General features: G+C 65.5%; 16 protein-coding genes. 9 read left to right on the forward strand and 7 right to left on the reverse strand.

The window, feature by feature from the left end; all coding sequences use genetic code 11:
* Positions 1-10: 10 nt before the first annotated feature.
* From PU724_RS03050 to PU724_RS03065, 4 genes are all read right to left on the reverse strand, one after another.
* Positions 11-1,399 carry an aldehyde dehydrogenase family protein gene (locus PU724_RS03050; RefSeq protein WP_354419600.1) on the reverse strand — a complete coding sequence of 463 codons (1,389 nt, stop codon included), beginning with the start codon at positions 1,397-1,399 and terminating at the stop codon, positions 11-13.
* A 179-nt stretch (positions 1,400-1,578) separates the two neighbouring features.
* The gene (locus tag PU724_RS03055; protein ID WP_354419602.1) at positions 1,579-2,949 is read right to left on the reverse strand and encodes a glutamine synthetase family protein; all 1,371 of its coding nucleotides are present in this window, start codon (positions 2,947-2,949) and stop codon (positions 1,579-1,581) included.
* 87 nt (positions 2,950-3,036) lie between these two features.
* A complete protein-coding gene (locus PU724_RS03060; protein ID WP_354419604.1) occupies positions 3,037-4,593 on the reverse strand; it encodes an amino acid permease in 1,557 nt (518 codons plus the stop codon).
* A 40-nt stretch (positions 4,594-4,633) separates the two neighbouring features.
* Complete coding sequence (locus PU724_RS03065) at positions 4,634-5,431, reverse strand: N-formylglutamate amidohydrolase (protein WP_354419606.1); 798 nt, start codon at positions 5,429-5,431, stop codon at positions 4,634-4,636.
* A 148-nt stretch (positions 5,432-5,579) separates the two neighbouring features.
* Between PU724_RS03065 and PU724_RS03070 the strand changes: the two genes are divergently transcribed.
* From PU724_RS03070 to PU724_RS03080, 3 genes are all read left to right on the forward strand, one after another.
* Positions 5,580-6,407: a MurR/RpiR family transcriptional regulator gene (locus PU724_RS03070; protein ID WP_127284149.1), complete on the forward strand. Its 828-nt coding sequence runs from the start codon at positions 5,580-5,582 to the stop codon at positions 6,405-6,407.
* 166 nt (positions 6,408-6,573) lie between these two features.
* Complete coding sequence (locus tag PU724_RS03075) at positions 6,574-7,737, forward strand: efflux RND transporter periplasmic adaptor subunit (RefSeq protein WP_354419608.1); 1,164 nt, start codon at positions 6,574-6,576, stop codon at positions 7,735-7,737.
* Entirely contained in the window at positions 7,734-10,865 is a 3,132-nt protein-coding gene (locus PU724_RS03080) for an efflux RND transporter permease subunit (protein ID WP_354419609.1), read from the forward strand. Before PU724_RS03075 ends, PU724_RS03080 begins: the two co-directional genes overlap by 4 nt.
* A 188-nt stretch (positions 10,866-11,053) precedes the next feature.
* On the opposite strand, the gene PU724_RS03085 is transcribed toward PU724_RS03080, so the two are convergent.
* Together PU724_RS03085 and PU724_RS03090 are read right to left on the reverse strand one after the other, a co-directional pair.
* A complete protein-coding gene (locus tag PU724_RS03085) occupies positions 11,054-12,091 on the reverse strand; it encodes a zinc-binding dehydrogenase (RefSeq protein ID WP_354419610.1) in 1,038 nt (345 codons plus the stop codon).
* A 50-nt stretch (positions 12,092-12,141) separates the two neighbouring features.
* Complete coding sequence (locus PU724_RS03090; RefSeq protein ID WP_292169205.1) at positions 12,142-13,383, reverse strand: acyl-CoA dehydrogenase family protein; 1,242 nt, start codon at positions 13,381-13,383, stop codon at positions 12,142-12,144.
* 129 nt (positions 13,384-13,512) lie between these two features.
* Between PU724_RS03090 and PU724_RS03095 the strand changes: the two genes are divergently transcribed.
* The 6 genes from PU724_RS03095 to PU724_RS03120 all read left to right on the forward strand — a co-directional run bounded on the left by PU724_RS03095 (position 13,513) and on the right by PU724_RS03120 (position 17,900).
* Positions 13,513-14,328 carry an SDR family oxidoreductase gene (locus PU724_RS03095; protein WP_292102440.1) on the forward strand — a complete coding sequence of 272 codons (816 nt, stop codon included), beginning with the start codon at positions 13,513-13,515 and terminating at the stop codon, positions 14,326-14,328.
* Positions 14,329-14,853 carry a MaoC family dehydratase gene (locus PU724_RS03100; RefSeq protein ID WP_281015710.1) on the forward strand — a complete coding sequence of 175 codons (525 nt, stop codon included), beginning with the start codon at positions 14,329-14,331 and terminating at the stop codon, positions 14,851-14,853.
* The gene (locus PU724_RS03105; protein ID WP_354419612.1) at positions 14,850-15,884 is read left to right on the forward strand and encodes a phosphotransferase; all 1,035 of its coding nucleotides are present in this window, start codon (positions 14,850-14,852) and stop codon (positions 15,882-15,884) included. Before PU724_RS03100 ends, PU724_RS03105 begins: the two co-directional genes overlap by 4 nt.
* An 18-nt stretch (positions 15,885-15,902) precedes the next feature.
* Complete coding sequence (locus tag PU724_RS03110) at positions 15,903-16,679, forward strand: SDR family NAD(P)-dependent oxidoreductase (RefSeq protein WP_354419614.1); 777 nt, start codon at positions 15,903-15,905, stop codon at positions 16,677-16,679.
* Between the two features lie 117 nt (positions 16,680-16,796).
* On the forward strand, positions 16,797-17,441 hold the full coding sequence (locus PU724_RS03115) for a TetR/AcrR family transcriptional regulator (RefSeq protein WP_127391342.1): 645 nt from the start codon (positions 16,797-16,799) through the stop codon (positions 17,439-17,441).
* A gap of 219 nt (positions 17,442-17,660) precedes the next feature.
* Positions 17,661-17,900, forward strand: a complete 240-nt coding sequence (locus tag PU724_RS03120) for a DUF680 domain-containing protein (protein ID WP_354419617.1) — start codon at positions 17,661-17,663, stop codon at positions 17,898-17,900.
* A 69-nt stretch (positions 17,901-17,969) separates the two neighbouring features.
* On the opposite strand, the gene PU724_RS03125 is transcribed toward PU724_RS03120, so the two are convergent.
* On the reverse strand, positions 17,970-18,191 hold the full coding sequence (locus tag PU724_RS03125) for a hypothetical protein (RefSeq protein ID WP_127286100.1): 222 nt from the start codon (positions 18,189-18,191) through the stop codon (positions 17,970-17,972).
* Positions 18,192-18,251: the final 60 nt, after the last annotated feature.

The raw sequence follows: 18,251 nt of genomic DNA on the forward strand, positions 1-18,251 counted from the left end.
TCGAAAAAAATCAGATCGCTTCACGCAGGTGGAATGATTTCGGCCGGGTCAGATTGTCGTAGCCGATCGCCGAAAGTGCTGCGCCCTTGCCGGTGTCCTTGACGCCGGTCCAGACGAGCGCCGGATCGAGATAGTCGCAACGGTTCATGAACACGGTGCCGGTCTCGACGCGGTCGCCGATCGCCGCCGCATGCTCGGTGTCGCGCGTCCAGATAGATGCCGTCAGCCCGTAGGGACTGTCATTCATCAGCGCGATAGCCTCCTCGTCGTTGCGCACCTTCATGATGCCGACGATCGGCCCGAAGCTCTCCTCGCGCATGACGCTCATCTGGTGGTCGACATTGGTGAGCACGTCCGGCGCCAGATAGGGCGAGCCTGCCTTGTCCTCGGCCACCTTCATGTTGACATGCGCGGTGGCGCCTTTGCGCAGCGCCTCGGCCTTCTGCTCGCGGATCAGGTCGGCGAAGCGTGCCTGCGCCATCGGCCCCAGCGTCGTCGCCTGCTCCAGCGGATTGCCGACGACATAGTTCTTCGTCTCGGCGATGAAGCCCTCGACAAACTCGTCATAGACCTTCTCGTGAACATAGACGCGCTCGATACCGCAGCAACACTGGCCGGAATTGAAGAAGGCGCCGTCGACCAGATTGGCGACCGCATGGTCCATCTTGGCGTCGGGCAGCACATAGGCCGGATCCTTGCCGCCGAGCTCGAGGCCGAGGCTCATGAAGGTGCCGGCCGCGGCCTTCTCGATGGCGCGGCCGCCGGCGACCGAGCCGGTAAAGTTGACATGGTCGATCTTGCCGGAGCCGAGCAGCCTCTCGGTCTGGCCGTGGTTCAGGACGAGGTTCTGGAACAGGCCCTTGGGCAGGCCGGCCTTGTCGAAAGCCTGCTGGAAGCGTTCGCCGACCAGAAGCGTCTGCGCCGCATGCTTGAGGATGACCGCGCTGCCGGCCATCAGCGCCGGCACGATGGTGTTGACGGCGGTGAGATAGGGGTAGTTCCACGGCGCGATGACCATGACCACGCCGAGCGGCACCTTCTTCACATAGCGACGGAAGCCGTCCTTCGGGTTGGAGGCCAGGACCGGCTTCAACGCCTGCTCGGCGATCTCGACCATGTAGTTGACGCGTTCCTTGACGCCGCCGAACTCGCCGCCATAGCGCACCGGGCGGCCCATCTGCCAGGCGATCTCCGGCACGATCTCGTCGGTCATGGCGACCAGCGCTTCGAGCATCGCCAGCATGTACTTGCCGCGCTCGACGACCGGCGTCTCCGCCCACTTCTCCTGCGCCGCCTTGGCGCGCTCGACCGCGGCATTGATCGCCTGGTCGGTCGCGACCGGCCGCTCGGCATAGATCGAGCCGTCGATGGGTGATTTGAGTTTGACCGTCTCGGTCATGTCTTCCTCGCAGTTTTACAACAATCGAAAATCATGTGGCGTGGCGCCGGCCCTCATCCGCCTGCCGGCACCTTCCCCCCATACGGGGAGAAGGGCGAAACTTCTGCGCTGACGCCCTCTCCCCGTTCTTCACCGGTAGAGGGTAGGGCTGAGGGCAACGCCGACGCTAACCCGGCACCCTAGTACCGCTCGAACCCCCTGTGCAGTTCCCAATCGGTGATACGGCGGTCGTATTCGAACTGCTCCCAGCGGGCCGTATGCACATAGTGTTCGACAACATCCTCGCCGAAGGCCTGCTTCAGCATCTTCGACTTCGACAGCGTCTCGGTGGCGTCGCGCAGCGTCTTCGGGATCTCGGGCAGGCGCGAGGCCTGGTAGGCATCACCGACGAACGGCTTCTGCAGTTCCAGCTTCTCGTCGATGCCGGCAAGGCCGGACGCGATCAGCGCCGCGAAGGCGAGGTAGGGGTTCAAATCGGCGCCGCCGATCCGGCATTCCATGCGGATGCCCTTGGTGCCCTCGCCGCACAGGCGGAAACCGGCGGTGCGGTTGTCCTCGCTCCACATGATCTTGGTCGGCGCGAAGGTGCCAGCCTGGAAGCGCTTGTAGGAGTTGATGTAGGGGGCCAGGAACCAGGTGAACTCCTTGGCGTATTTGAGCTGGCCCGCGGCCCATTGCTGGCCGAGCGTCGACAGCGTCCATTCGGCGTTTTTGTCGAAGAACAGCGGCGTCTTGCCGTCGGCGCTCCACAGCGAATTGTGGATGTGGCTGGAGTTGCCGGCGAGCCCGTAATTGTACTTGGCCATGAAGGAGATCGACTTGCCCTCGGAATCGGCGATCTCCTTGGCGCCGTTCTTCAGGATGACGTGGCGGTCGGCCATGTCGAGCGCTTCGGCGTAGCGCACGTTGATCTCTTCCTGGCCCGGGCCCCATTCGCCCTTGGAGTTCTCGATCGGAATGCCGGCAGCTTCCATCTCGTTGCGAAGCCGGCGCATGACGCCTTCTTCCTTGGTGGTGATGCCGATCTGGTAGTCGCCGATATAGGGCGAGGCTGAGTCGAGGCCCTGCCAGTGCTTCTTGCGGGCGGAATCGTAGGTCTCGTTGAAGAGGTAGAATTCGAGCTCGGAGGCGAAGTAGCCGATATAGCCGCGATCCTTCAGGCGCTTGACCTGCTTCTTCAGGATCGCGCGGGGTGAGTGCGCCAAATCCGCATGGTCGTGGTGGTCGAGCACGTCGCAGATCACCAGCGCCGTCTTTTCCAGCCACGGCAGCCGTCGCAGCGTCGCAAGGTCGGGCTTCATGACGAAGTCGCCATAACCCTTCGACCAGCTCGCCGCCTTGTAGCCCGGCACCGGCTCCATATCGATGTCGCAGGCAAGCAGATAGTTGCAGCCATGCGTCTCGCCATGCGCGGAATCGACGAAATACTGGGCAAGGAACCGCTTTCCGGCGAGCCGGCCCTGCATGTCGACGATGCAGGCCAACACCGTGTCGATCTCGCCATTGGAGACCGCTTTCTTCAACTGATCGAACGAGAAATTTCCGGCCATTCCTTTGGCACTCCAGCGCTTGGTCGTTGAGAGGGATAAACGCAGCCATGGCCGGCGCGAGGCCGGCCATGGCCATGGTTATGGAAGTCAGTGGCCGGTTTCGCCGACCGCCTGTTCGGCCGCCTGGATCGCTGCCTGGCGCGCCGCGATGATGTCGCCGAGCGGCGGACCCTGGAAGCGGTTGCGCTCGAACGCGAACCACACGATCGCCGTCAGGATGAAGAAGCCGACGGTGATGTAGAGCGCCCAGTCGTTCGGCGGCTGGATGCCGATGACGAAGATCAGGATCATCGACAGAATCGAGAGGACGCCGAAAAGCATGAAGATCGCACGCCCCATGTTCCACGGGCCCATCTTGTCCCACTTCGGCGTGCCCCAGGCCAGCATGCCGAGCACGATCGGCACGGTGAAGGACAGGAACAGGAAGATGACCGTGCAGGACACCACGATGGTGTAGGCCGAGGTGCCGGCGACCGAAACCAGCGTCGAACCCCAGACGAACAGCACCGACAGGATCGACGCCGTCCAGATCGCCGCCACCGGCGTGCGATAGGTCGGGCTGACCTTGGCGAGTGCCGCCGAACCCGGCAGGCCGCCGTCACGCGAGAAGGCGAAGATCATGCGCGAAGCCGAAGTCACCGTCGCCAGGCCGCACAGCAGCTGGGCAACGAACACCACGAGGTAGACGAACTCCTTGATGCCCGGGCTGACGCGCTGGTCGAAGGCCCAGAAGAACACGTTCCAGCCCTGCTTGGCGGCATCGTCCATGTTCGGGATCATCAGGATGAAGGCGGCCAGGAACAGGTAGCCGAAGACGGCCGACCAGATGACCGACATGACCATGGCGCGCGGCACGGAACTGACCGCCTTGATGGTTTCCTCGGAGGTGTGTGCCGAGGCGTCGTAGCCGGTGATGGTGTAGATCGGCAGCAGCAGGCCGAGCGCGAACACCCAGGCATTCGACACCGACGGCCAAACATTGGCGCCGGCCTCGCCCGAGTAGTTGTGGAACGTGAAGAGACGGCTGAAATCCCAGGTCTCGGCTGCGGCAAGGCAGACGATCGCGATCAGGATCGAGCCGAAGAAGATGAGATAGCCCGAGAAGTCGGTGAGCTTCGCCGTCAGCTTGATGCCCAGATGGTTGATCAGCGCCTGGGCGCCGGTGATGATGATGAGGAAGATCATCTGGTTGGTCAGATTGCCCTCGATGCCGAGCGCCGGTCCGAAGGCGCCAACGAAGAAGGTCCAGGTGCCGACGTTGATGGCGCCGAGCACGGTGATCAGGCCGAGCAGGTTGAGCCAGGCAGTCACCCAGCCGGTGCCGCGATTGCCGAGGATCGAACCCCAGTGATAGAGGCCGCCGGCCGTCGGATAGGCCGAGCTGATCTGCGACATGGCGACCGCGAAGGTCAGCGAGACGAAGCAGCCGACCAGCCAGCCGATGCCGATGCCGATGCCGCCGGCGCCGGAGGTGGCCTGCGCCAGCGAATTGATGCCGCCGGACAGGATGCAGATGATGGAGAACGAAACCGCGAAATTCGAAAAGCGGCTGAGGCGCCGCTCCAGTTCCTGGGCGTAGCCCATGCTGTGGAGGTGCTTTACGTCCTCCGCCTTATCAACTTCGGTATAACCCGGTGCTGCCATTTGAAGTCCCCTTTAGTTCTTAGCTGGCCGATTGTACTGACTATCCCACTGCGCGTTGTCGGGAGCCGCTGGCCTCCTCGGGCTCCAGATCAGAAAAAATGCCGGTGAGCAGATCCGCCCATCTCCGCTGCCCGGCCTCGCCGGAGATTTCATCGTTGCGGATTTCGATCATCGCGCAGGCAAGGCCGCGCGAGCGCGCATGGCGTTCCAGCGTGAAATAGACGCGGTCGGCCGGCGAATAGGGTTCGTTGACGCCGACCGTGACGCCGGCGAGCCGCTTGAGCGCTGCGATCAGGGGCGCTGCCAGCCGGCGGTCGTCGTCATGGATAATGCCGATGTGCCAGGGCCGGCTCTTGCCCTTGTAGACCGGCGTGAAGGAATGCACCGACACCAGCCGCGTTTCCTGTCCGCGCGCCAGCCGCTCGTCGATGATGCCTGCGATCGAGTAATGGAACGGCCGCCACGACAGATCGATACGCGCGGCGCGCTGCTTGTCCGACAGACCGGCATTGCCGGGAATGACCGTGGTCTCGCTGACCGGAGGCACGAGATCCGGCGCATCGAGCGGCCGGTTGCAGTCGATGACGAGGCGCGAGATGCAGGTTTCGACCAGCGTGGCATCGAGCGCGGCGGCCATGCGATGGGCGACGGGCAGTGCGCCGGGATCCCAGGCGATGTGGCGGGAGAGGTCCTCCGTCGGCAGGCCGAGCGTGCCGAATTCAGGCGGCAGGAAGTTGGAGGCGTGGTCGCAAGTCAGAACAAATGGGCTCGCCCCGCCAGGGTTGGTCACCCTTACGGTTTCAGGCGATGCAGGGCTGGCGGGCCGTGCTGTCTCCATAGTCAGTCGTCCCCTCGGGAGCGCTGTATCGTATGTTACGTATTTTGTCTCATTGCGTCCCTGCGGATGATTTCATACAGTTTGTCCGGCTTTGTCAAACGCGATTTCGAGGAACAGCGTCGACCGGGCCAATAGGTGGGGGAAAACCATGATCTCCAGCATCGCCGAACTGATTTCCGACCGCATCGGCGCCATGCCGGCCGGCGAGCGGCGCGCGGCGCAGACGCTGATCGCCAACTATCCGCTGATCGGGCTTAAGACCGTCGCCGAATTTTCGGCCGCCGCCGGCGTGTCCTCGCCGACGATCCTGCGTTTCGTTGCCCGTCTCGGCTTCCAGAACTATCCGGAATTCCAGTCGGCGCTTCAGGACGAGCTGGCGGCGCAATTGCAGTCGCCGGCATCGCGCACGCTCAACCCGGCCTCGCCAGGCGGCGGCGCGGTGTCGCCAATGCTCGAGGCGACGCTCGAGAACATGCGCGAGACCTTCAGGCACCTGTCCGACAAGCAGTTGGCCGACATCGCCGCGAAACTTGCCGAGCGGCGCGGCAAGACCTTCCTGATCGGCGGCCGCTTCACCGACCCGCTGGCGCGCTACATGGCCGCCCACCTCGCCATCGTCCAGCCGGACGTCTACCACCTCGCCGGACAGGAGAGCATCTGGCGCGACCGGCTGATTGACATGGGCAAGCGCGACGTGCTGGTGATCTTCGACATCAGGCGCTACCAGGACAGCCTGGTGCGCTTTGCCGAGACGGCGCATCAGCGCGGCGTCCAGATCGTGCTGTTCACCGACCAGTGGCTGTCGCCGATCGCTCGTTTCGCCCGCCATGTCATTGCCGGACGCACCGCCGTGCCCTCGGCCTGGGATTCCTCGGCCGCCCTCTTCGTCGTCGCCGAGACGCTGATCGGCGCCGTCACGAGGCAGCTCGAGGCCGACGGCGCCAAGCGCATCCGTGAGCTGGAAGGCCTGCGCTAGGCAACATTTGGTCCGGCGGCCGGCCAACGTTACGCAGATTTAATGTGCACGGCAGCGGCAGAATTGCCATAAAGCCATGATATCGCGTGGCTTCGCACATTGCCGGGGTGCGTCGCTGCGTTTTTTGCTTGGGGAAACTGTAGGCGTTTTGCCGACCGGAGTGCCGATGGCCGCCTGGAAACAGATCGTTTTTGCGCTTGTGATCCTGGTGGCCGCCGCGGCCGCCTGGGTACGCTTTTTCCCCGGCGCGCATGAGGTGCTGGCACGCTGGGGCATCGAATGGGCCGATGCCGCGACATCGGCGCGGACGACCGGCGCCGTCAACCCGGCAAGGCAGGCGAGCGGTCGCGACAGCACCCGGCGACCGGCCAATGTCGTCGCCCTGCCGGCGAGCACCGCCACCATCAACGACCGCCTGCAAGCGATCGGCACCGGCCGAGCCAACGCCTCGGTGACGGTCAACCCTTACAGTTCCGGACGTCTCGTGCAATTCCTGGTCGCCTCCGGAACCCATGTCGACAAGGGCCAGGTCATCGCCACGCTCGATTCCGACACCGAGGTGATTGCTGAGGACCGCGCCAAGGTCGGCCTGCAGGACGCGCAGGACAAGCTCGACCGGGTCAAGTCGCTGCGGGCCTCGAACGCCGCGACGCCGGTCGCCGTCGCCGATGCCGAGGTGGCGCTGGCCAACGCCAAGCTGTCGTTGCGCGACGCCGAACTCGCCCTGCAGCGCCGCTCGGTCGTGGCGCCGATAGCGGGCACCGTCGGCATCCTGCCGATTTCGGCCGGCAATTACGTGACCAGCCAGTCGGCCATCGCCACGCTCGACGACCGCTCCTCGATACTGGTCGACTTCCTGGTGCCCGAGCGCTTCGCCGCCGCCGTCAAGGTCGGCGCGCAACTGTCGGCGACGCCGATCGCCAACCCCAGCCAGGCCTATACCGGCACGGTCTCGGCAATCGACAACCATATCGACGAGGTCAGCCGCACGCTGCTGGTCAAGGCGACGATCGCCAACCCGGCGGACTCGCTGCGCGCCGGCATGTCGTTCCAGATCAGCATGAAATTCCCGGGCGACTCCTATCCGGCGGTCAGCCCGCTGGCGATCCTGTGGGGGTCCGACGGCGCCTATGTCTGGGCGGTCGCGGACGGCAAGGCCAAACGCGTTCCCGTGCGCATCATCCAGCGCAACACCGAGACGGTGCTGATCGACGCGCCGATCGTCAGCGGCGACATGGTGGTGACCGAAGGCACCCAGAGCGTCAGCGAGGGCGGCGAGGTCCGCATCGCCGGCGAGGAGCAGCGCGCCGCCGAAGCCGGCAGCCCATGAGCGGCGGCGCCAACACCGCCAGCGAGAGCGGCTTCACCGCGCTGTTCATCCGCCGGCCGGTCATGGCCCTGGTGCTGAACACGCTGATCGCGGTCGCCGGCCTTGCCGCCTTCTATGGGGTCGAGATCCGCGAACTGCCGGATGTCGACCGCCCCGTCATCACCGTCAGCACCACCTTCGAGGGCGCCGCAGCCGAGACCGTCGACCGCGAGCTTACCGACACGATCGAGGGCGCGGTCGCGCGCGTCTCCGGCGTCAAGTCGATCTCGTCGACCTCCTCCTTCGGCAACAGCCGCGTCACCATCGAGTTCAACGACGGTGTCGATCTCGACGTCGCCGCCTCCGATGTGCGCGACGCCGTCAGCCGCATCTCCAACCAGATACCGGACACGGCCGACACGCCGCGCATCGTCAAGGCCGATGCCAATTCCGAGCCGGTGATGCGACTGGCGGTCACCTCCGACACCATGTCGGTGCAGGACATGACGGTGATCGTCCAGGACCAGATCGAGGACGAACTCGCCGCCGTCCCGGGCGTCGCCGACGTCCAGGTCTCCGGTGACCGCGACAAGATCTTCCGCATCGACGTCGACCAGAACAAGCTCGCCAGCCACGGCTTCACCGTCGCCGATCTCCGGACAGCCCTTGCCTCGGTCGCCTTCGATTCGCCGGCCGGCTCGATCACCACCACCAACCAGGACCTGATCGTGCGCACGACGGCGGACGTGACGACGCCGGAGGAGTTCGAGAACATCACCGTCGGCGGCAAGACGCGCATCCGCGATGTCGCCACCGTCACGCTCGGCCCCGACGTCGGCCAGACGGCGTTGCGTTCGGATGGCAAGACCGGCATCGGCCTCGGCATCATCCGCCAGGCGGAATCGAACACGCTGGACATCTCGACCGGCGTCAGGGCGGCGGTCGCCAAGCTGCAGGAGAACCTGCCCCAGGGCATGTCGATCAAGGTCACCAGCGATGACGCGGTCTTCGTCAACGGCGCCGTGCACGAGGTCGAGATCGCGCTGGCGCTCTCGGTCTCGATCGTGCTGATCGTCATCTACGCCTTCCTGCTCGACTGGCGCGCGACGCTGATCCCCGGCCTGTCGATGCCGGTCGCCATGATCGGCACCATCGCCGCGATCTATCTCGCCGGCTTCTCGGTCAACATCCTGACGCTGCTGGCGCTGGTGCTGGCGACCGGCCTCGTCGTCGACGACGCCATCGTCGTGCTCGAAAACATCGTGCGCCGGCGCAACGAAGGCATGGGGCCGCGCGCGGCGGCCGTGCTCGGCGCGCAGGAGGTGTTCTTCGCCGTCATCGCCACCACGCTGACGCTGGTCGCAGTCTTCGTGCCGATCTCCTTCCTGCCCGGCCAGACCGGCGGCCTGTTCCGCGAATTCGGCTTCGTGCTGGCGATGTCGGTGCTTCTGTCCTGCGTGGTCGCGCTAACCCTTTGCCCGATGCTCGCCTCGCGCATGCTGTCCAGCGCCTCGCTCCACCATGAAGGCGGCAAGGGCATCGGCGCCCGCATCGGCGGCGCGCTGAACGCGACCTACCGGCGCTGCCTGCACGCCTGCCTCGGCGCGCCGTGGCTGGTGGTGCTGGTGGCGGTGCTTTTTGCCGGCATCGCCTTCACGCTTTTCGGCACCATCCGCCAGGAGCTGACGCCGAGCGAGGACCGCGCCGTCGTCTTGTTGCGCATCAGCGCGCCGCAAGGGGTCAGCCTCGACTACACGACCGAGCAGATGCAGAAGATCGAACGGCTGATCCAGCCGTTGCGCGATTCCGGGGAGATCCGCAGCACCTTCGAAAACGCCGGCCAGAACGGCGCCTACAACTCAGGCTTCATGGTGATGACGCTGGCGCCGTGGAGCGAGCGCGCGCGCAGCCAGCAGCAGATCGTGGCCGAGATCAGCCGATTGACGAGGCAGGTGCCGAGCGTGCGCGTCTTCCCCGTACAGCCCAACAGCCTTGGCATCCGCGGCGCCGGCAACGGCCTGCAGTTCGCGCTGGTCGGCAACGACCGCAAGGCGCTCGGCGAGGCGGCCGGCAAGGTCATTGCCGAGATGCAGAAAGATCAGCGCTTCCAGACGCCACGGCTCACCGTCGACCCGACCCAGCCCCAGCTTGCCGTCGCCATCGACCGCGAACGCGCCTCCGACCTCGGGATCGACATTACCGGGCTGGCCGACACGCTGCAGGCCATGCTCGACGGCAACGACGTCGTCGACGTCTATATCGCCGACCGCAGCTATGGCGTGAAGCTGGTGTCGACGACCAACCCTATCAACGACCCGACCGACCTCGAGAACATCTTCCTGAAGACCGGCGACGGTCGCTTCCTGCCGATGTCGACCATCGCCACGTTGACCGAACGCGCCGTGCCGCCGTCGCTGACGCGCGAGCAGCAGCAGCCGTCGGTCGCCATCACCTCGAACCTGTCAGGCGACTTCGCGCTCGGCGACGCGCTGAGCCGCGCCGAGGAGATCGCGACGCCGCTCTTGCCGCCGGGCAGCCGCATCCTGCCGCTCGCCGAGGCGGCGACGCTGGGCGAGACCAACAGCGCCATGATCACCATCTTCGGCTTCGCGCTGGTCATCATCCTGCTAGTGCTTGCCGCGCAGTTCGAAAGCTTCGTCAGCGCCATCATCATCATGGCGACGGTGCCATTGGGTTTGGCATGCGCGATCTTCGCGCTCCTGCTCTCAGGGACCAGCCTCAACGCCTACAGCCAGATCGGCCTGGTGCTGCTCGTCGGCGTCATGGCCAAGAACGGCATCCTGATCGTCGAGTTCGCCAACCAGCTGCGGGACCGCGGGCTCGGGGTGCGCGAGGCGATCGAGCAGGCCTCCATCATCCGCCTGCGCCCGGTGATGATGACGATGATCTGCACCGTGCTCGGCGGCGTGCCGCTGGTGCTGGCCGTCGGCGCCGGCGCCGAGGCGCGCATTGCGCTCGGCTGGGTGATCGTCGGCGGGCTTGGGCTCGCCACCGTCTCGACCCTGTTCCTGACCCCGGTCGCCTATCTGCTGCTCGGCCGCTTCGTTACGCCGAAGACGCACGAGGAAGCACGGCTGAAGCGCGAGCTCGAGGAAGCCGCCTACACCAACGTCGAGCCGGCGGAGTAGGTCCTCTCCCCGTCACTATACGGGGAGAGGATGCCGGCAGGCAGGTGAGGGGCAGCACCAAGCTTGCGAGATTGCCGCCTGGTATCGATGACGACGAACGCCAGCAGCACGGCCAATCACGGCCGTCAGCGCCGCCCCTCATCCGCCCTTCGGGCACCTTCTCCCGTGAACGGGGAGAAGGGGAAAACCTACGGCCTTATGAACACCTTGCCGTTCGGTTTGGCGAGCTCCCCTGCCGCGCGGCCGATCGCCTCTTCCAGCGGCACCACCGCCGTCACATCGGTCGACCAGCGGCCGTCGGAAAAGCGCTTCTGCGCCTCCATGACCGCCGGACCCATCCGGTCGCGGTGCTCGCGCATCCATTCGGCGAGCCAGAAGCCTTCGATATGCTTGTGCTGGAAGATCAGCTGGCCCGGCTCGCGGATGACCGTCGGCTCCGCGTCGAGCCGGCCATAGACGATCCAGCGCGAGCGCTTCGGCATGGCGTTGAAGATGGCCGAGGCCAGCGGCCCGGTGACCGCGTCGAGGAAGATGCGCGGCTGCTCTGCCTTTATCACTTCGCGCAGCCTGGCCTCGAAATCCGGCGCCTTCTCGTTGAGCACATGGGCGGCGCCGACGTCCTTGAGCAGCGCGATCTGCTCGTCGCGGCGCACGGTGACGATCGGCTTGTAGCCCTCTTCCTTGGCGAGGCCGGCTATCAGCTTGCAGAGCTGGCTGGCGCCGGCTGTCATGATGAAGGCCTTCTCGCCGTCCTGCTTGACGATGTCGAACATGGCGAGCGCGGTGAGCGGGTTGACGATCATCGCCGCCGCATCCTCGTCGCGCACCGTGTCGAGCAGCGGGATGCAGGACGCCGCTTCCGCGACCGCATAGTCGGCCCAGGCGCCCCAGTTCGACAGGCCGGTGGCGAAGGCGACGCGCTTGCCGGCCAGACCCGTTGCGTAGGGCTCGCCGCCGGTCGCGGCCACGATGCCGACGCCCTCGAAGCCGGCCGGCCGACCCTTGACCCGCGGCTGGCCGTACTGGCCCTTGATGAAGGCGACGTCGGACGGGTTGATCGAGGCCAGGCTGACCTTGATCAGCACCTGGCTCGGTCCGGGCGTCGGCACCGCGATCGTGCCTTGCTCGAGATAGGGGTCCATCGTCTCAAGCGCGCTGCCGGATGGCGTCTTGGTATAGCCGTCGCCGGTCAGCAGCAGCGCCTTCATTTCGGATGGGAGGGTCATCGGGGATACTCCTTGCTTGCCGCAGAGCAGTGACTGGCCAAGCCTCGCGCTCAGACCTTCTCCTGCGTGTATTTCTTCAGCTCGGTTCGCGCCACCTGCCGGCGGTGCACGGCGTCGGGCCCGTCGGCGAGGCGCAGCGTGCGCAAATGCGTCCACGAGCGCGCCAGCGGCGTGTCCTGGCTGATGCCTTGCGCGCCGAACATCTGCACCGCCTCGTCGGTGACCTTCAGCGCGACGCGCGGCGCCACGACCTTGATCTGGCTGATCCAGGGCGCGGCGGCGCGCGCGTCGCCCTGGTCGATCATCCATGCCGCCTTGAGGCAGAGCAGCCTCGCCATCTCGATCTCCATGCGGCATTCGGCGATGGTGTCGAAATTGGCGCCGAGTTTCGCCAGGGGCTGGCCGAAGGCCTCGCGGCGCACCGAGCGCTGGCACAGCATCTCCAGCGCCATCTCGGCCTGGCCGATGGCGCGCATGCAGTGATGGATGCGGCCTGGTCCCAGCCGCCCCTGCGCGATCTCGAAGCCCCTGCCCTCGCCGAGGATCAGGTTCGACGCCGGCACGACCACATTGTCGAACCTGAGATGCATGTGGCCGTGCGGCGCATCGTCGTCGCCATAGACCTGCATGGCCCGCAGCTTGGTCACGCCCTTCGCATCGGAAGGCACCAGGATCATCGAATGCTGGCGATGACGCGGATCGTCGCCGGAGCCTGTCCTGACCATCACGATGTAGATGGCGCAGCGCGGATCGCCGGCGCCGGACGCCCACCATTTCTCGCCGTTGAGCACATAATCGTCGCCGCGCCGCTCGCAGCGCATCGAAATGTTGGTGGCGTCGGAGGAGGCGACGTCCGGCTCGGTCATCAGATAGGCCGAGCGGATCCTGCCGTCGAGCAGCGGCTCCAGCCATTGTTGCTTGTGCTCCGCCGAGCCGTAGCGCTCCAGCACCTCCATATTGCCGGTGTCGGGCGCCGAGCAGTTGAAGGTCTCGGCTCCCAGATGCGCCTTGCCCATCTCCTCCGCCAGATAGGCGTATTCGACGGTGGAGAGGCCATAGCCGCGCTGGGAACCGGTCAGCCAGAAGTTCCACAGCCCGCGTTCCCGGGCGGTCTTCTTGAGGCCCTCGAGGATTTCGGTCTGCCGCGCCGCGTAGACCCAGCGGTCGCCGCCCTTGCCGATCTCGGCCAGGAACTCCTCGCCGAGCGGCGCGATCTCGTCGCGCACCATCGCCGCCACGCGCGCGTGGATCGGCTTCAGCCGCTCGGTCATGCCGAGGTTCATGTCCGCCATCGCTTCCGGTCCTTTCGGGGATGCATCTTTACCCGTGGCAAGGATGACCGTACTTCGGCTAGCCTTGTCAACGCGAGTCCATGGGCGAGTCCCTGGCCTCGGCCTGCGGCGAGATTGCGGAGGAGCGCCATGAGCTATCTGGACGAGCTGTTCTCGGTCGCCGGCAAGACCGCGCTGGTCACGGGTGCCGCGACCGGCATCGGCCGCATGGCGGCGACCGCCCTGGTCAGGGCCGGCGCCAGCGTCATGATCGCCTCCCGCAAGGGCGAGGACTGCATCAAGGTCGCGAGCGAAATCAACGCCCTCGGCGGCCCGGGGCATGCCGAGGGCTTTGCCGGCGACGTCTCCAGCGAGGCCGGCATCGCCGCGCTCGTCGCCGAGGTAAAAGCGCGGACGGAGCGGCTGCACATTCTGGTCAACAATGCCGGCATCTCCTGGGGGGCGCCACTGGAAGAGTTCCCCTACCACGCCTGGGCCAAGGTGTTCGGCGTCAACGTCACCGCTGTCTTCCATCTGACGCGCGAGCTGCTGCCGCTGCTCGACGCCGCCGCCAGCGAGGCGGATCCGGCCCGGGTGATCAATCTGGGTTCGGTGATGGGCACGCAGCCGCTTGCCGATGATGCCTATTCCTACACCGCCTCCAAGGCCGCGGTTCATCACCTGACGCGCACGCTGGCGATCGAGTTCGCCGCCCGCCGCATCACCGTCAACGCCTTCGCCCCCGGCCCCTTCCAGAGCCGGATGACTGCCTTTGCGACCGGAACCGAGGAACAGGCGAAACATGTCGGCGGCCATGTTCCGATCGGCCGCATCGGCATGCCGGATGACATTGCCGGCGCAACGCTCTATTTGTGCAGCCGTGCGGGCAGCTATGTCACCGGCGCCATCCTGCCGATCGACGGCGGCCAGTCGGTGCAGCATGGGCTGACCCTGTTCAAGGAATGAATGTCCGACCGGAACGCCGGCGGGGGTGAAGTGGAGGACATCAGCGTGGAACCGATCAGTCTCGATGTGCTTCTGGCCAGCGTCGGCAAGGAAGTCGGCGTGTCGCCCTGGCGCGTGGTCACGCAGCGCATGATCGACCAGTTCGCCGACGCCACCGACGACCACCAGTTCATCCACTGCGATCCGGACCGCGCCAGCCGCGAGACGCCGTTCGGCGGCACCATCGCGCATGGCTTCCTGTCGCTGTCGCTGCTCTCGGCGATGACCTTCGAGACCATGCCGCCGCTCGAAAACAGCAAGATGGGCGTCAACCACGGCTTCGATTCGCTGCGCTTTTTGGCGCCGGTAAAGACCGGCGCGCGCATCCGCACCCGTTTCGTGCTCGCCGACGTCAAGGTCAGGCCCTCGGGCTGGGTGCAGACGGCGCATGACGTGACCATCGAGATCGAGGGCTCGAAGAAGCCGGCGCTGACCGCGCGCTGGCTGACCCTGACGCTGATCGAGCGCCAGCCCGAGACCGCATGAACGACCTGAACGCGCTCGATCAGGCGGCGCTTGCGCCCTATCTCGAGGCGCATATCCCGGGTTTTGGCGGGCTTTCCGCCATCGAGAAGTTCAAGTCCGGACAATCGAACCCGACCTATCTTTTGACCGCGGCAAGCGGCCGCTACGTGCTGCGCGCCAAGCCGCCGGGCCAGTTGCTGAAATCCGCGCATCAGGTCGACCGCGAGTTCCGGGTGATGAAGGCGCTTGCCGCCACCGCCGTGCCGGTGCCGCGCATGCTGCACCTGTCCGACGAGGACTCGCCCATCGGCCGCATGTTCTACGTCATGGAGTTCCTCGACGGCCGCATCTTTTGGGACCCGTCGCTGCCGGAGGCATCCGGAAACGAGGACCGCGCCGCCATCTACGACGCCATGAACGCGACGCTGGCCGCCTTGCACGACGTCGATGTCGAAGCCGTCGGCCTCGGCGATTTCGGCAAGCCCGGCAACTATTTCGAGCGCCAGTTCGGCCGCTGGACCAGCCAGTACCGCGCCTCCGAAACCGGAACCATCCCGGACATGGATCGGCTGATCGCCTGGCTGGAGACGCACATGCCGGCCGATGACGGCCGCGTCTCGCTGGTGCATGGCGACTACCGGCTGGACAACATGATCTTCGCAGCCAGCGAGCCCAAGGTGGTCGCGGTGCTCGACTGGGAGTTGTCGACGCTCGGCCACCCCTTCGCCGACATCGCCTATCAATGCATGCAATGGCGCCTGCCGCATGCATCGGGCTTTCGCGGCCTCGGCGGCCTCGACCGTTCGGTCCTTGGCCTGCCCTCGGAAGAAGCCTATGTCGACGCCTATTGCCGCCGCCGCGGCCTCGCCGGCATCGGCAACTGGAGTTTCTTCCTCGCCTTCTCCTTCTTCCGCCTGGCGGCGATTTGCCAGGGCGTCTACCGCCGCGCGCTGGACGGCAACGCCTCCAATCCGGAAAAGGCCAGGACCTATGGCGAGGCGGTAAAACTGCTTGCCGCGCTCGCCGTGGACCTGATCGACAACAAGATTTGACATTGGGAGAACTGAGCGATGGGCCGTTTCGATGGAGCGACGGTGCTGATCACCGGTGCGACCGGCGGCCTCGGCCGCGGCGCGGCAAACGCCTTCGCCGCCGAAGGTGCGCGGCTGGTCCTATCGGATCTCGACGAGGCAGCGCTACGCGATTTCGCTGCGACGCTTGATGTCGAGTCGACCATCCTCGCCGGCAACATCGCTGACGAGAAACTCTCCGAGGTTCTCGTCGCGCTGGCGGTGGAGAAGTACGGCCGGCTCGATATTGCCGTCAACAATGCCGGCATCGTCCATTCCTTCGTGCGCCTGCCGCAGGTGGTGTCGGACGAGGCGCGCCGGGTGCTGGAGGTCGACTTGCTCGGCGTCTTCTACGCCATGAAGCATCACATCCCGCAGATGGAACGGCAGTTCAAGGCAAGCGGCAAGGGCGGCGTCATCGTCAACGTCGCCTCTGTCGCCGGCCTGTCCGGCGCGCCCAAGCTGTCGGTCTATGCTGCCGCCAAGCATGGCGTTGTCGGGCTGACGCGCTCGGCCGCTGCCGAATATGCCACCAAGGGCGTGCGCATCAACGCAGTCTGTCCCGCGCATACCAGGACCGCGATGGTGGACGGCTTCGTCCGCGCCAGCGGCTCCCCGGAAGCCGAGGCGATTGCCGAACTCACGCGCGGCGTGCCGATGAAGCGGGTCGGCGAGGTTGACGAGATCACGACGGGGATCCTGTTTCTTGCCGATCCCGCCAACTCCTTCATGACCGGCCATGCGCTGGCGCTCGACGGCGGCATCGGCGCCATCTAGGAATTGCGTTGGAACAAAGGGTTAGGGCGGACGTTGGGGAACCTGCCACGCACTTGTTCGTTTCCGTACAGCGTATATAATTTAACAAGGCAACCAACCAACGAAGGCAGGCAAACCTTGCCGTTGAGCGTCCAGACACGCCGCGAAAAACAGAAAGCAGAGCTGCGCTCCGAACTCGTCGAAGCGGCCCACAAGCTCGTTCAGGAAGAAGGCTATGAGGGCCTGACCATCCGCAAGCTGGCCAAGCGGGTCGGCTACGCGCCGATGTCGGTCTATTCCTACTTCGCCGACAAGCAGGACATCCTGTTCGCGCTGGCCGAGGACGCCTTCGAGACGCTGGCGCGGCGCATCGAGGCGCACCCCGCCGACGATCCGATCGAGGCCCTGCAGGCGGTGATGACCGAGTACGCCGCCTTCGGCCTCGGCAATCCCAACGAATACCGCACCGTTTTCATGACCGAAAAGACCCGGCTGCCGGAAGGCCGCAGCTACGAGGACATGGAAGAGGGCAATCCGGCGATGAAGGTGCTGATCAGCAGGGTCGAGGCCTGCGTCGCCGCCGGCAAGCTCAAGGGCGACCCGCGCGCCATCGCCACCATGCTGTGGGCGGTCGGCCACGGCACGATCTCGCTCTTGATCACCTTTCCGTTCTATCCGTTCGGCGACCCGCAGGCTTTCGTGAAGCGGATGTGCGATTTCACGCTTGCCTCGCTTTCGACGCAGGACGTGCCGCCGCTGACCGAGACGCCAGTCAACTGCTGACTGGAGCAATTCCGCCCAGCGGTTTTGGGCCGGAATTGCGCAGGAGCGAACCCCCGGCTTTTACCGTCCGATCTGGCCGAGCGTCGCGCAGTGCGACATTTTCGTATTTTCAGAAAATTTGACCGTACATGTACAATTTCTCACTTGAACTCCCACTCCTCCGGACGTATATGTACGCCATATCGTACATGTACGAACAAGATTGACCGGAGAAAGATGATGAAAAAGACAATCCTCGCTCTCGCTACCGTCCTGGCTTTCTCGGGCGCCGCTTTCGCCGGCACCAGCCATCAGGCCAAGCAGGCTCCTGCCGCAGCTTGCGTCCAGACCAACGCCAATGTGAAGCTCGATTGCGGCACGACCGGCTCGGTCGAAAAGACCGGCGCGACGACCGACGCCGCCAAGGGCCAGCGTCTGGGCATCGAAATCGATCCGTGGATCGTGCCGAGCACGTTCTAAGGCGGTTCAAACGCCACGAAATACTCAAAGGGCGGCAGGATATCCTGACCGCCCTTTTTGCTGGCCTTCTTACCTGCGTGGCTTGCGCCCCGGCACCGTCTTGGCCTTGCCAGGTCTTGCGGGGCCGCCCGGAATGGAGGTCGAGGTGATCGACACCGGATCGCTGGCCGGGAACGTGTCCTCGAGACCTTCCTCGAGTTCCTCTTCCTCGACCTCGTGTGTTCGTTCGTGCTCGAGCGAGCGGACTGCCGCCGTCTTCCTGGGCGGCCTAGGCGCGGATTTCGACGGCATCGGCATTCTCCCTCGACACGCTGCCGCAAAACGGATCGGGGCGTCGATGGTTCCTATGGC

The organism is Mesorhizobium abyssinicae (genome assembly GCF_049887195.1).
Lineage (GTDB): Bacteria > Pseudomonadota > Alphaproteobacteria > Rhizobiales > Rhizobiaceae > Mesorhizobium > Mesorhizobium abyssinicae.